Below are 12,793 nucleotides of genomic sequence, written 5' to 3' on the forward strand. Positions count from 1 at the left end.
GACATGGGTCATCACGTAGCAATCGTAGGGGTCGGCCAGACGCATCATGCGCGCCGCCGTACTGACGTCAGCCAGGCAGGTCTTGTGCGCGAGGCCGTTGACCGGGCGCTGGCCGATGCCAATCTCGAAATGGGCGACATCGACACGGTCGTGGTCGCATCCGGCCCGGTCCTGTTCGGGGCGGTCAATCACCCCGAGCTGTGGGTGGCGAACGCTATCGGCGCCAAGGGCAAGCCGATCTTCCGCGTAACCAGCGGCGGTGGCGCGGGCTTCGCGGGCGCTCTGGCCGGCTATTACCAGGTGGCGGGCGGCTATGCCGGTCGCACGCTGGTGGTCGCTTATGACAAGCTGTCGGAGGGGCCGCTCCAGTATTCGATCTCGACGCTTTACGATCCCTTCTGGGGCCGTGAGTTCGCCGTCGGCATCATGGGCTTTTCTGCCGCTTACTGGCGTGCCCGGATGGACGCGCTGGGCCACACGGAAGAGGCGGCGGCCATGGTCTCGGTCAAGAACCGTCGCAATGCGATCGCCAATCCCTATGCGCACATGAAGAAGGAAGTGACCGTCGACGACGTGCTCAATTCCAAACCGCTGTGTTGGCCGATCAAGCTGCTCGACGTGCCGCCGATTTCCGATGGCGCCGCGGCCATCGTGCTCTCGAACGAGAAGCTTGCCGCAAAGTCCACGCAGAAGCCTGCCTTCATCAATGGCATTGCCTATTGCTGCGAGGCCGACAACGCGGCCGAGCGTTCGCTGATGCTGTCCGAGCCGCTCGCGCTGGCGGCCAAGAAGGTTTATCGCGCTGCCGGCATCACCAACCCGCGCCGCCAGTTCGACGTGGTCGAGGTGCAGGAGCCCTATTCCTGCTTCGAGCTTAACTACTACGAGAGCCTCGGCCTGTGCCCTCCGGGTGAAGCCGCACAGCTCGTGGCCGCTGGCGCGACCGATCTCGATGGCGATATTCCGGTCAATCCTTCGGGGGGCTGCATGGGAGCCAATCCCATCGGCGCGGTTGGCGTGGTGCGCCTGATCGAAGGCGCGACACAGGTCATGGGCCGCAACGAGAGCAACCAGATCAAGAATGCCAGGCTGGCGCTGGTGCAATCCGGTGGCGGCTGGGCCAACCTGCGCGGCTGCGCCGTGCTCAGCGCATAAGGGAGAGCGACAATGTATTCAGCACCTGAATCCATGTCTTTGGACATGCCGACGTTCCACGCGGAAATCAGCCTGCCCTACACGCTCACTCCGGGCGGCGCGGCGGGGACTTTCCTCGCCGAAATGAAGAACCGGCGGATCGTCGGGTCACGCTTTGCCAATGGCGAAGTGGTGGCGCCGGCGCAGGATTTCTCCGCCAGCGACGGCGAACCGATGGCGAGCTTCGTCGAGGTTCCCCAGACCGGCGAGATTACCGCCTTCACCCGCGTCGATGGCACTATCATCGCCTTCATCAAGCTCGATGGCTGCGCCAACGAATTCCCGCACCGGGTGCTTGGCGATCTCGATGCGGTCAGGATCGGCCAGCGCGTGAAGGCCGAGTGGGACGATGGCGTCGAGAACTCGATCCTGGCGATCAAGGGCTTCGTGATTGCCGAGGATGCAGCGGTCGGCACAGTTTCGGATCTGTCCGAGCCGGAGGAGGCCATCGGCTCGCTCGACTATGCGCTGGCGCTGCCATACGAGCACGCCTACGGCCCCTACTACGGACGCATGTTCGACGAGATCAAGGGCTTCGGCCGGGTCATGGGGGTGCGCACGGCGGATGGCGACGATGCCCTGCTGCCCCCGCGCGAGATCGACGACATTTCGCACACGCCGACTGGCACCTGGAAAACCTGCGCCGATACCGGCACGATCCGCGGCTGCTCGATCATCAACATGGAATTCATCGGGCAGACCAAGAAGCCGCCCTATGTCTATGCCGAGATCGTGCTCGACGGTGCCTCCACGCGCCTGATCCACCTGATCGAGATCGACGATGTCGAGTTCGCCAAGAAGAACATCGGCCCCGGCACGCGGGTGCGCGCCATCTGGACCGACGGCGAGCGCAAGGGATCCATGGCCGATATCGAACGCTTCGAGGTTATCGAAGAGTGAGCAACTGGACAGTCACGTCTCTCCGCATCGGCGAGATCTACATTCCGCACGACGGGGCGATCCAGCGTGACCCGATCCATTGCTGGCTGGCCCGTAATGGCGAGCACAATGTGCTGGTCGACACGGGGATGACCGATATCGCGATGGTCACCAGGCGGCTCAAGGTGGAAGGCTGGGGCGGCGGTCACGAATATATGACCAAGGCCCTTGCCGCCGAGGGGCTGGAGCCGTCGGATATCGATCACATCGTCCTGACCCATGGGCATTTCGACCATGCGGACAATCTCGATCTGTTCCCCGACGCCTGCGTGGTGATCCAGCGTGACGAGCTGGCCCATGCCGCAGACCCGGTGCCCTCGCAGCGGATCTTCTACTGGAACACGACGGTCGAGAATCTGGTCGCGCGGCGGCGGCCGAAGCAGATCCGCACGCTCGACGGGGATGTCGTGCTGTTTCCCGGCTTCCGTATCCTCAAGGTGCCAAGCCACACGCCGGGGATGCAGGTGCCGATCCTGACGACGGCCAAAGGCGATGTCGCCATCGCATCGGATCTGGGCGATCACTATCGCTACTGGTTTCCGGCCGATCCGCGCGCGACCACGCGGCCGCAGCGCTCGCTTGCGGATGCCTACCTCACCGGCAACATCCGCAGCGAAAGCGAGCGCGACTGGCAGGCGGCCATGCGCCGGGTGCAGGCCGCATCCGATATCGTCATTCCCGCCCACGACTTCCGCATCCCAGTGCGTATGCCCGAAGACTGGTGGGACATTCCCGAAAGCAATGAGGGCGATCTGGCCAGCGTTCCGCCCGATCGCGAAACTGACAATCTGGCCAAAGGACGCGGATGACCATGGAAAACGTTCTGCTCGAAATCGAGGACCGCATCGCAACGGTCACGCTCAACCGCCCCGACGCGCTCAACGCGACGACCGATGGGCTTTATGGCGAACTGGCCGCCTTGTGGCCGAAGCTGCGCAGCGATCCTGACGTGGCCTGCGTGATCCTGACCGGGGCGGGGCGCGGGTTTTGCGCCGGTGCCGATCTCAAGAACCGCCGGACCGACCTCACGCCGCTGCAATTGAGCGCGCGACATCGCTGGATTCTCACGAATGTGCTGCGTCCGCTTTACGAGATGGAAAAGCCGGTCATCGCCGCGGTCAACGGGCCAGCGGCTGGTGCCGGGGCGAATATCGCGCTTGCCTGCGACTTTGCCTATGCCAGCGAGAAAGCCAGCTTCACCCAGGCCTTTGCGCGTGTCGGCCTGATCCCCGACCTTGGCGGGCTGTTCTTCCTCCAGCGCGCGGTTGGCCGCGCAAGGGCGAAGGAACTGGCCTTTACCGCGCGCAAGGTGGAGGCGGCTGAAGCGCTCGAACTGGGGCTGGTGCAAAAGGTCGTCCCGCATGACGAACTGCTCGCCGCCGCGCGCGAGACCGCGCTCGCCATTGCGCAGAATGCGCCGACCTCGATCGGGATGATGAAGACCCTGATCGACAAGTCCGAATATTCGACCTTCGACCAGATGGTCGAGTTCGAGGCCTATGCGCAGACGGCAGCCTTTGTCTCTCCGGACTATCTGGAAGGGGTCAATGCCTTCCGCGAGAAGCGCAAGCCCGTGTTCAACGGCGGTCCGGCGCAGACCGATAACGAGACATGGCGCTAGGCGCAGGGGGCAATCATGGACTTCACCTACACCGATGAGGAGCACAGGTTCCGCCTGGAACTGCGCGAGTGGCTGGCCACCGCGCTGCCCGAAGGCTGGGGCGAAACGGTATTCGAACCCGAGGATGAGGAAGAGCGCTATCTCTTCCGGCGCGATTGGGACAAGAAGCTGAGTTCGGGCCGCTGGGCCGGTATCAACTGGCCGGTCGAGTATGGCGGGCGCGGGGCAACGCTGGTCGAGCGCGGCATCTTTGCCGAGGAAATGGCCCGCGCCAAGGCACCCGAAAGCCTCAACATCATCGGCCACAATCTCGCTGGCACCACGATCCTGCATCACGGCAGCCAGGCGCAGAAGGATCGCTTCCTGCCGCCGATCATCGCCAATGAGGAGTTCTGGTGTCAGGGCTTTTCCGAGCCCAATGCCGGTTCCGACCTTGCCTCGGTGCGGACCAAGGCGGTGCGCAAGGGCGACAAGTATGTCGTCAACGGCCAGAAGATCTGGACCAGCTACGCGCAGTATTCGCAATGGTGCTTTGCGCTGGTGCGGACCGATCCCGATGCGCCCAAGCACAAGGGCCTCAGCTTCCTGCTGATCGACATGAGCAGTCCGGGCATTTCGATCCGTCCGCTGCGGCAGATTTCCGGCGAATCCGAGTTCAACGAGACCTTCTTTGAAGATGTCGAAGTGCCGGTGGAAAATCTCGTGGGGCAGGAGAACGACGGCTGGCGCATCGCCATGACGACGCTCGCCTACGAACGCGGGCCGGAAGACTGCCTTGGCCGACAGGTCCGCTTCAAGCAGGAGCTGGAAAAGCTGCTCGAAGTCTGTGCTGTCGAACCGACCGCGAATGGCGTGCTGGCCGACGATCCGGTCGTGCGCCAGAAGCTTGGCCGCTCGATCGTCGAGGTCGAGGCGATGCGGCTGGTGGCGCTCAAGAGCTTCAGCCGCATTCTCGCCGGAGACGAGCGCGGGCCCGACGCATCGGTCATCAAGCTGTACTGGAGCCATGCCGCGCAGCGCATGAACGAGGCGGCGCTCGATATTCTCGGCCCGGCGGCGGTGCTGTCCGAAGGCGATGACGATGCCATGGCAGGCGGACGGTTCCAGACCAGCTTCCTGCAATCGAAGGCATTTTCGATCTACTCCGGTTCGTCGGAAATCCAGCGCAACATCATCGGCGAGCGCATGCTCGGGTTGCCGAGGTAGGGGAGGGACCGCAGATGAATTTCCTGTTCAACGAAGAGCAGACCAGTCTCGGCGAAACGGTCGGACAGGTCCTTGCCGATCATGCCGCCCTGACCGGTCCCGACCCTTCCCGCGACAGCGATGGAGAGGTCTGGGCGGCGCTGGCAGAGCTTGGCCTGTTCTCCCTTCTGGTCGCGGAAGAGCATGGGGGCGTTGGCCTCGGTTTCGTGGACCTTGCGCCCACGGTTGAGGCGCTGGGGGCGGGGCTTGCGCCGCCGCTCATTGCATCGACGCTTGTCGCCACCGAGGCGGTCAACCGGCTGGGCGATGTCGAACAGCGCGCGCAGCTGCTCCCCGACATTGCTGCGGGCGAAACCGCCATCGCGATTGCCTCGGCCGAGCTGGGGCGCGGCAACGATCCGGTGTTTGCCGAATGCGGGCTGCACGATGGCAGGCTGACGGGAAGGAAGATCGCCGTGGCCGGGGCCGATGTTGCGCAGATGCTGCTTGTCGTCACCCGAACGCAAAGCGCGCCGGCGCTGGCGCTGGTGCCGACCGATGCGCCCGGTGTGACGGTTGAGCCGCATGCAGACATCGACCCCTCGGCGGGCCTGTGCCGGGTGACATTCGACAACGTGGCCGTCGCTTCTGCTCAATTGCTGGGCGAGGGATCGCCCGGCGCGCTCGATACGCTCATCGATCTTGGCGCCACGGCCCAGTCCGGCATGGCGATGGGAATTGCCGAGGTGATGCTGAAACGAAGCGTCGCCTATGCCTGCGAGCGCGAGCAGTTCGGTAAGCCGATCGGTTCGTTTCAGGCGATCAAGCACCGCTGTGCTGACCTTGCGGTTGCGGTCGAGGCGGGCAAGGCGACCTCGCACTATGCCTTCTGGGCCTGTTCGGAAGATGCCGAAGATCGCGCCAGCGCGGCTTCGGCGGCCAAGGCCTATTGCGGCGAGATTGCCTGCAACGCCTGCAACGATGCGATCCAGATCCACGGCGGCATGGGCTTCACGTGGGAACTGGGCCTGCACCGGTTCCTGCGCCGCGCGCAGGTGATCGAGCACGCCGTGGGCAGCCGTGCCTGGCACTATGAGCGCGTGGTTGCCGAGACACTCGCCGCGCGCGAAGTGGCCTGATCTGCCATGGACAGCAAGCTCCTGCGCGATCTGGAAATCCTGACCGGCCTGATGGAGCAGGGCGGCTGGAAAAGCCTGCGCCTCCACAGCGACGAGATCAGCGTCAACCTGTCGCCAACCCCGCAAGGTGGCCCCGAGCGGGCAGCCGCGCAACCGGCGGCTCCCCGGCGAGAGCCTGAGCCGCACCCAGCGACACCGGCACCATCGCCCGCACCGATAGCGGCCCTGCCAGCGTCCGCTCCGCCGAGCGACATCGACCCGGCCTGGGCCGTGGTCAAGGCGCCCAATCTCGGCACGTTCTACCGCTCGCCGAAGCCCGGTGCGCCGAACTTCGTCGAGGTGGGGCAGCAGGTGCAGGCGGGCACCGAGCTGTGTCTGATCGAAGTGATGAAGCTGTTTACCTCGGTACGAGCGGAACAGGCGGGCACCGTCCGCCACATCGCCGCCGCCGATGCCGAACTGGTCGAAGGCGGCCAGCCGCTGATGTATATCGAACTCGCATAATTTACCGACCGACCAGATGGTTGGCGAGAGGAACTGACAATGGCTCATGTTGAATTTCTGGACGAGACCATGCGGGATGGTCAGCAAAGCCTCTGGGGCTTGCGCATGCGCGCCGGCATGGCGCTGCCGGTCGCACCACTGCTCGATAAGACGGGCTTTTCGACGATCGATCTGACAGGCGGCGGCATGCTCGACGTCCTGACCCGCTACTGTCAGGAAAACTACTGGGAAGGGCTGGACCTGCTGGTCGAAGCCATGCCCGAGACGCCTTTGCGCGCAGGGTTGCGCGCCAATGCCAATGTCACCTTCAGCGTCAGCCCGCGCGCGCTGATGGACCTGTGGGTGCGCCGTCTGTGCGCGCATGGCATCCGCTCGTTCTGGATCTACGATGTGCTGTTCGGCATGGACAACATGCTGCGGCTCGCCAAGGTCGCCAAGGAAGCCGATGCCAAGGTGGCGGGCGCGATCATGTTCGCGCTCTCGCCGGTACATACGAACGACTACTTCGCCGACAAGGTGCGCCAGCTGGCCGCGAGCCCGGACATCGATTCCATCCTGCTTTACGACACCGCCGGTGTGCTGGAGAAGGAGCGGCTCGAAGGCCTGCTGCCGAAGCTGGTGGCGCAGGCCAACGGCAAGCCGATCGAGTTCCACGCCAACAACCTGCTTGGCCTTTCGGGCAAGGCCTATTGCGATGCGGTGGATCTCGGGGTCAGCGTGCTGCACACGGCCAGCAAGCCGATGGCGAACGGCCCTTCGGTGCCCTCGACCGAGATTACCGCGCGCAATATGGAGCTGAAAGGGCACACCCACTCGCTCGACAAGAGCCTGTTCCAGCCCGTCGCCGATCATTTCCGCGCGGTCGGCCAGTCGGCCGGGTTCCTCATCGACCAATTTGCCGAATACGACGCTTTTTCGGAACAGCACCAGATTCCGGGCGGGATGATGGGTACGTTCAAGGCGCAGCTTGCACAGCACAACATGACCGACCGCCTGTCCGACGTGCTGGACGAGGTGGCCGCTGTTCGCCGCGATCTCGGCTATCCCGGCATGGCGACGCCGTTCAGCCAGCTGGTGGGGATTCAGGCGGTGCTCAACATCGTCACCGGCAAGCGCTACGGCACGGTGCCCGACGAAGTCGTGCAGTACGCCGCTGGCTTCTACGGCGAGACGGTGGCCCCGGTCGACCCCGAGGTGATGGACCGCATCATGAGCTCACCGCGCGCCAGGGAGGTGCTCGATAATCCTCCCGCCGATCCCGATCTCGACGAGCTCAAGAAGCAATACGGGACCGAGGATCTCGACGAACTGATCTACCGGGCGACGGTTCCGCAGGCCGATATCGACAAGATGCGCGCGGCAGGGCCGGTTCGGCGTGACTATCCGCTGCTGTCGTCGCCCGAGCTTGAACAGGCGCGCAAGCTGATGGAAATCGCCAATAGCCCGGTGGTCGAAGTGAAGACGGCCGGGATGGATATCTCACTGCGCCGATAAGGCGAGCTCGCGCTCAGCGGGATACCGGCCGAGCGCGAGGAAACATCCCGCGCCGAGCAACAGCAGGCCAGCCGAAATGGTGAGCGGCCAGCCATAGTTGCCGAAAGTATCATAGGCAAAGGCGAAGGCCGGAGGGGCAAGCCCCGCTCCCAGCGCAACGAAGATGTAGAGCCGTCCGTAGATGCGGGCGAAATGGGCAAGGCCGAGATAGCGCGCGGCCAGAAATCCGAGCATGTCGAACTCCATCCCCGTCGCCATGCCGATGGCCATTGCGGCCATGGCATAGGCGACGAAATCAAGCGGCTGCTGGATCAGGAAACAGGCAATTGCGGCGGGTATGAGCACTGCTGAAGCCACCAGCGGTGCCCAGAAGATGTCGACGAAAAAGCCGACCAGAATCCGCCCGGCGACGATCGCCAGACCGAAAAAGCCCATGATCGAGACGGCCTCGCCTTGCGACAGGCCGCTATCGGTGAGCGCCGGCACCAGATTGGGGATGAGCCCGCCAACAGCCACATAGATGCAGAGCGTCGCCACGCCGATGAGCCAGAAGCGATGGCCGCGCACGGCCTCGCCCAGGGTAAGTCCGGCTCGCGGCAGCTCTGTCTCGGGCAGGCTCCCGGCACGATGCCCGCCCGTTCCGCGTGGCAGGCCCAACAGGCACAGCGGCAGGATCAGCAGTAGGCAAAATCCGGCCAGCCAGATATAGGCTCCTTGCCATCCACCCCATTCCAGCCCGGCAACGGCAATGCGCGGGGTGATGAAGGCGGCAAGGCCCGTGCCCGACAAGGCCACGCCAAGCGCCAGCCCGCGGCTCCTGACGAAGCGGTCGGCAATGAGGAACGTCCAACTGACCGCGCCCGCTCCCGCGCCGAGCAGGGCCATCGCCGCATAGAGCAGGTAAAGCTGCCAGGCGCTGCCCGTCATGGCGGCGCAGACCAGAACCGCGCCGCCCAGTCCGACAATGCCGCCAAGGATCGACCGCCTCACGCCGAACCGCTCGACCAGCCAGCCTCCGAGCGGCCCGCCAAAGAAGCCGAGCCCGGTGCTGAAGGTGATCGCGGCCTGGATGGTCGCCCGGCTCCAGCCGAATTCCGCTTCAAGCGGTCCGGTCAGGACGCCGATCGAATAGACCGGGAGCGTGGCCGGAGAACTGGTCAGCGCCAGCGCGGTGAGGATGACCAGCGGCCAGTTGCGCCGCCATTCCCCGCCGCGCGTTTGCGCCGGCAAGCCTGCCGGGGTCACAGCGCGGTAAGGCCGCCGTCGATGATATATTCGCTGCCGGTGATGAAGCCGGATTCGTCGGAGGCGAGGAACACCGCAAGGTTCGACACGTCCTCGACTTCGCCGACCCGCTTGATCGGAACCGAGCCGCTGGCGACCTTGATCTGCTCGTCATCAAGCGCCGCCGTCATCATCGGGGTGCGGATATAGCCGGGGTGGACCGAGTTGGCGCGGATGTTGTGCTCGCCATATTCGATGGCCACCTGCTTGGTGATGCCGCGAACCGCGAACTTGCTGGCCGCATAGGCGACATTGGGGGTGCCATAGATCGCCACGATCCCGGAGATCGAAGAGATATTCACGATGGAGCCGCCACCCGCTTCGATCATCGAGGGGATCACGTGCTTGGTCCCGAGAAAAATCGCGGTCTGGTTGATCTGGCAGACCTTTTCGTAATCGCTGAGCGAAAGATCGGCGGCCTTCGCGCCGGGCCCCAGAATTCCGGCATTGTTGATCAGCACATTGGCCGGGCCGAACCTCTCATGGGTCGCCTTTATCACGGCTGCCCAGTCGGCCTCACTACCGACATCATGGCGCACGAACATCGCCCCATCGCCGAGCTCTGCTTCGAGCGCGGCACCGGCATCGGCATTGATATCCGTGAATACCGTCTTCGCATCTTCGGCGACAAAGCGGCGCGCATGTTCTGCGCCCATGCCCTGAGCCGCGCCGGTGATAATTGCGACCTTACCTTCAAGCCGTCCCATCTCAACTCTCCCAAACCGAATCTAAATCGGAAAATTTTGGGTGAGATTAGCGATGCTGAGGAGGAAATCCATACCTCGGCAGGAAATCCGAAAATTTTTCCATTTTCCGGGTCGGCTGTGGGCGCCCCGATTCAGGTCTGGGCGGCTTCGAGTTCCAGCATTCGGATAATGCGCTCGGCCATTTCGACTCCGGCTTTGGTCAGGTTCTTCGGCTTGCGGTACAGCAGCCAGGTGATGATGGTCTGGTTGACGCTGCCGACGATGAGTGCGGCCGTCTCGTACTTGTTGGTGTCGCGCCTGATCCAGCCTTCCTCCATGCCCTGCTCGACAAGGTGGCGGATGATCCGGGTGAAGTCGTCGATATTGGCTTGCAGCCCCGTTTCGCCAACGAATACGCTCGGCCAAATTTCCAGATAGAGCAGGCGCGCCCACTCGGAGTGCTCGCGCGCATAGTCTGCCGACATGGTCAGATAGACCAGCATCTTTTCGCGCGCCGTCATCTCCGCAGTGGTCGCATCGCGGAACGAGGCGAAGAACTCCGACAGGTGCGTCATCGGAATCTCGTAGGCGAGGTCTTCCTTGCTCGCGTAATACTCATAGAGCGTCGAGGTCGAGATGCCGGCTTCGGCGGCGATATCGGCGATGCGTGCGCGCGAGATGCCATCGCGGCCGAAAACGCGCAGGGCGGCGTTGAGGATCTGCTTTTCGGTCCGTCGGCTGCGGTCTTGCTTGCGTTCGGACTCTCTTGTCGAGCGGACGATCACGTCCTCGATCAGTCGGTCCCAGTCAGTAGCTTCCGCAGTTTTGGAAGATACGGGTTCAATACTCGCTTCGCTGGCCAATTTTCGCCCCAATTTCGGAAATTTCGTCGATTTTGCACTGTTGTGTCGACGCGTCAAGTTTCAAGCGACCGTACAGCCCCGATCGCGATTTGCGGCGCATATTCCGTTGCGGAGTTGGCCGGAGAGGGCGGGGCGGGAGGTCCTGCATTCCGGCGCCCAATCGGCCTTCGGAAGACTTTTTCCGAATATTTTTCGATTTTATTTGACGCTGCGAGCCTAGCTGGATAGACCGAGCATCACAGAAAAGGGGCGCAAAGCCCTTGGTGGAGAGAGCTTATGATTTCAGGCTGCAAGCCCTGCTTTCGCATCGTCCCTGCCGGGCGTGTCTCGCTGATGGCGGAGGCCGGGCGATGACCGGTCCCGCCGAGTGTGCGAAGAGGCTGGTCGACGCCTACAACAGGCAGGACTTTGAGGGGCTGCGTGCGCTCATCGTCGAAGATCTGGACTTTGCCCATTTCAATCGCGGGTTCGCCCTGAACAAGCGGGACGAACTGATCGCAACCCTCGAAGCCTTTGTTTCCGACTATATGACGGAACGGCACTTCGAGCCGGCAGAGCGGATCACCGAACATGGCGACATGGTGGTGCTCGAATCCTGGTACGTCGGCACCACGAAGGTCGACCTGCCCGGCTTCGGCGCTGCGGGCGAGAGTTTCCGTCTCAAATTCTGCAGCGTCATGCGCTTCAACGACGAGGGCCTGCTCGTCGAATGGAAGGATTACGGCTGACCGGTCGGTCGGCCCTGGCAAACAGAACACCGGACCAAACAACATACCGGAGTGGAGAGATCGCAATGAAAGTCGGAATGTTTCAAACGCCCTTCGTCAGGCCTGAGCGGACCCCGCGGCAGGTTTTCGAGTGGGCGCTGCGGCAGGCTGTCCATGCGGACAGGATCGGTTTCAGTGAATACTGGGTCGGCGAACACGGCACGCTCAACTGGGAGGGCATTCCCAGCCCCGAACTGGTGATTGCCGCTGCCGCGCTACAGACCGAGCAGATCAAGTTCGGCCCGCTGGCGCACCTGCTGCCCTATCACCACCCGGCAACGCTGGCCGTGCAGACCGCCTGGCTGAGCCAGATCCTCGAAGGCCGGTATATGCTCGGCGTTGCGACCGGTGCCTATCCGACCGACGCGGCGCTTCGCGGTATCACCGACATGAAGCAGAACCACGAGATGATGCTCGAAGCTATCGACATCATGGAGCGGGTATGGAAGGCGGAGCCATTCCACTTCGAAGGCAAATACTGGAACGCCGGTTTCCCCGAAAATGACGGGAAGAAACATCTGCGCGACGTTCGTCCGTGGAACAATGATATCCAGATGGCCATGACCGGGCTTTCGGCCCCGTCGCCTTCGATCGGCTTTGCCGGAAGGAACGGCTTCATCCCGGCCTCGGTCTATGCGGGCAACGAGTTCCTCAAGAGCCATTTCCAGACCTATCGCGAGGAGATGTCCAAGGGGGGCCGCCAGTCCGACCGGTCGGCTCACCGCGTGGTGCGCGATGTGATCGTCGCCGACACCGATGCCGAGGCGCGCGACCTCGCGATCAATGGCGGCATCGGCCTCGCCTGGAACGAATACCTCAAGCCGACCTACGAGCGCTTCGGCGTGCTGGGCGGGCTGGTGAACGACCCCAATGTCGATCCGGCGGACGTGGATGCGGAATATCTGGCCGAGCATGTGTGGATCGTCGGCTCGGTCGAAACCGTGCGCCAGAAGCTCAATCACTGGGTGGATGAGCTGGGCGGACCTTTCGGTACGCTGCTGATCTACAGCCACGACTACATCGACAACCCCGAACCGTGGGAGCATTCGATGAACCTGCTGGCGAACGAGGTTATCCCGCATGTCGGGGTCGATCAGGAAGCCGGAGCGGCTTAAGT

13 protein-coding genes are annotated in these 12,793 nt (G+C 63.4%); 10 read left to right on the forward strand and 3 right to left on the reverse strand.

Annotation, left to right across the window (positions count from 1 at the left end):
• Positions 1-3: 3 nt before the first annotated feature.
• From GRI39_RS01290 to GRI39_RS01325, 8 genes are read left to right on the forward strand one after another with little or no spacing between them, the layout of a single operon-like run.
• Positions 4-1,155, forward strand: coding sequence for a thiolase C-terminal domain-containing protein (locus tag GRI39_RS01290; protein ID WP_160737889.1), 1,152 nt, complete (start codon positions 4-6; stop codon positions 1,153-1,155).
• Positions 1,156-1,167: 12 nt separating this feature from the next.
• The gene (locus tag GRI39_RS01295) at positions 1,168-2,094 is read left to right on the forward strand and encodes a PhlB family protein (protein ID WP_160737890.1); all 927 of its coding nucleotides are present in this window, start codon (positions 1,168-1,170) and stop codon (positions 2,092-2,094) included.
• A complete protein-coding gene (locus GRI39_RS01300; RefSeq protein WP_160737891.1) occupies positions 2,091-2,942 on the forward strand; it encodes an MBL fold metallo-hydrolase in 852 nt (283 codons plus the stop codon). The genes GRI39_RS01295 and GRI39_RS01300 overlap by 4 nt, the downstream gene beginning before the upstream one ends.
• A complete protein-coding gene (locus GRI39_RS01305; protein ID WP_160737892.1) occupies positions 2,939-3,754 on the forward strand; it encodes an enoyl-CoA hydratase/isomerase family protein in 816 nt (271 codons plus the stop codon). Before GRI39_RS01300 ends, GRI39_RS01305 begins: the two co-directional genes overlap by 4 nt.
• Before the next feature lie 15 nt (positions 3,755-3,769).
• Positions 3,770-4,960, forward strand: a complete 1,191-nt coding sequence (locus tag GRI39_RS01310; RefSeq protein WP_160737893.1) for an acyl-CoA dehydrogenase — start codon at positions 3,770-3,772, stop codon at positions 4,958-4,960.
• A 14-nt stretch (positions 4,961-4,974) separates the two neighbouring features.
• Positions 4,975-6,078, forward strand: coding sequence for an acyl-CoA dehydrogenase family protein (locus GRI39_RS01315; protein WP_160737894.1), 1,104 nt, complete (start codon positions 4,975-4,977; stop codon positions 6,076-6,078).
• Positions 6,079-6,084: 6 nt separating this feature from the next.
• The gene (locus GRI39_RS01320) at positions 6,085-6,582 is read left to right on the forward strand and encodes an acetyl-CoA carboxylase biotin carboxyl carrier protein (protein ID WP_160737895.1); all 498 of its coding nucleotides are present in this window, start codon (positions 6,085-6,087) and stop codon (positions 6,580-6,582) included.
• 39 nt (positions 6,583-6,621) lie between these two features.
• Positions 6,622-8,076 (forward strand): pyruvate carboxylase, encoded by a 1,455-nt coding sequence (locus GRI39_RS01325; RefSeq protein ID WP_160737896.1) that lies wholly within the window; start codon positions 6,622-6,624, stop codon positions 8,074-8,076.
• Here GRI39_RS01325 and GRI39_RS01330 read toward each other — a convergent pair.
• From GRI39_RS01330 to GRI39_RS01340, 3 genes are all read right to left on the reverse strand, one after another.
• Positions 8,062-9,306 carry an MFS transporter gene (locus GRI39_RS01330; RefSeq protein WP_160737897.1) on the reverse strand — a complete coding sequence of 415 codons (1,245 nt, stop codon included), beginning with the start codon at positions 9,304-9,306 and terminating at the stop codon, positions 8,062-8,064. The two genes, GRI39_RS01325 and GRI39_RS01330, sit on opposite strands and share 15 nt — an antisense overlap.
• Before the next feature lie 11 nt (positions 9,307-9,317).
• The gene (locus tag GRI39_RS01335; RefSeq protein ID WP_160737898.1) at positions 9,318-10,067 is read right to left on the reverse strand and encodes a glucose 1-dehydrogenase; all 750 of its coding nucleotides are present in this window, start codon (positions 10,065-10,067) and stop codon (positions 9,318-9,320) included.
• Between the two features lie 131 nt (positions 10,068-10,198).
• Positions 10,199-10,909, reverse strand: coding sequence for a TetR/AcrR family transcriptional regulator (locus GRI39_RS01340; protein WP_119593981.1), 711 nt, complete (start codon positions 10,907-10,909; stop codon positions 10,199-10,201).
• Positions 10,910-11,259: 350 nt separating this feature from the next.
• Between GRI39_RS01340 and GRI39_RS01345 the strand changes: the two genes are divergently transcribed.
• The gene (locus GRI39_RS01345; protein ID WP_160737899.1) at positions 11,260-11,637 is read left to right on the forward strand and encodes a nuclear transport factor 2 family protein; all 378 of its coding nucleotides are present in this window, start codon (positions 11,260-11,262) and stop codon (positions 11,635-11,637) included.
• Positions 11,638-11,714: 77 nt separating this feature from the next.
• Complete coding sequence (locus tag GRI39_RS01350; protein WP_245978771.1) at positions 11,715-12,791, forward strand: LLM class flavin-dependent oxidoreductase; 1,077 nt, start codon at positions 11,715-11,717, stop codon at positions 12,789-12,791.
• Positions 12,792-12,793: the final 2 nt, after the last annotated feature.

Source organism: Altericroceibacterium indicum, from assembly GCF_009828105.1.
Classification (GTDB): Bacteria; Pseudomonadota; Alphaproteobacteria; order Sphingomonadales; family Sphingomonadaceae; genus Altericroceibacterium; species Altericroceibacterium indicum.

What these genes read in the sequence shown, in the direction of transcription:
- GRI39_RS01290 (WP_160737889.1), top strand. Translation starts at nt 4, where the DNA reads ATGGGTCATCACGTAGCAATCGTAGGGGTCGGCCAGACGCATCATGCG.
- GRI39_RS01295 (WP_160737890.1), top strand. Translation starts at nt 1,168, where the DNA reads ATGTATTCAGCACCTGAATCCATGTCTTTGGACATGCCGACGTTCCAC.
- GRI39_RS01305 (WP_160737892.1), top strand. Translation starts at nt 2,939, where the DNA reads ATGACCATGGAAAACGTTCTGCTCGAAATCGAGGACCGCATCGCAACG.
- GRI39_RS01310 (WP_160737893.1), top strand. Translation starts at nt 3,770, where the DNA reads ATGGACTTCACCTACACCGATGAGGAGCACAGGTTCCGCCTGGAACTG.
- GRI39_RS01315 (WP_160737894.1), top strand. Translation starts at nt 4,975, where the DNA reads ATGAATTTCCTGTTCAACGAAGAGCAGACCAGTCTCGGCGAAACGGTC.
- GRI39_RS01320 (WP_160737895.1), top strand. Translation starts at nt 6,085, where the DNA reads ATGGACAGCAAGCTCCTGCGCGATCTGGAAATCCTGACCGGCCTGATG.
- GRI39_RS01325 (WP_160737896.1), top strand. Translation starts at nt 6,622, where the DNA reads ATGGCTCATGTTGAATTTCTGGACGAGACCATGCGGGATGGTCAGCAA.
- GRI39_RS01335 (WP_160737898.1), bottom strand. Translation starts at nt 10,067, where the DNA reads ATGGGACGGCTTGAAGGTAAGGTCGCAATTATCACCGGCGCGGCTCAG.
- GRI39_RS01345 (WP_160737899.1), top strand. Translation starts at nt 11,260, where the DNA reads ATGACCGGTCCCGCCGAGTGTGCGAAGAGGCTGGTCGACGCCTACAAC.
- GRI39_RS01350 (WP_245978771.1), top strand. Translation starts at nt 11,715, where the DNA reads ATGTTTCAAACGCCCTTCGTCAGGCCTGAGCGGACCCCGCGGCAGGTT.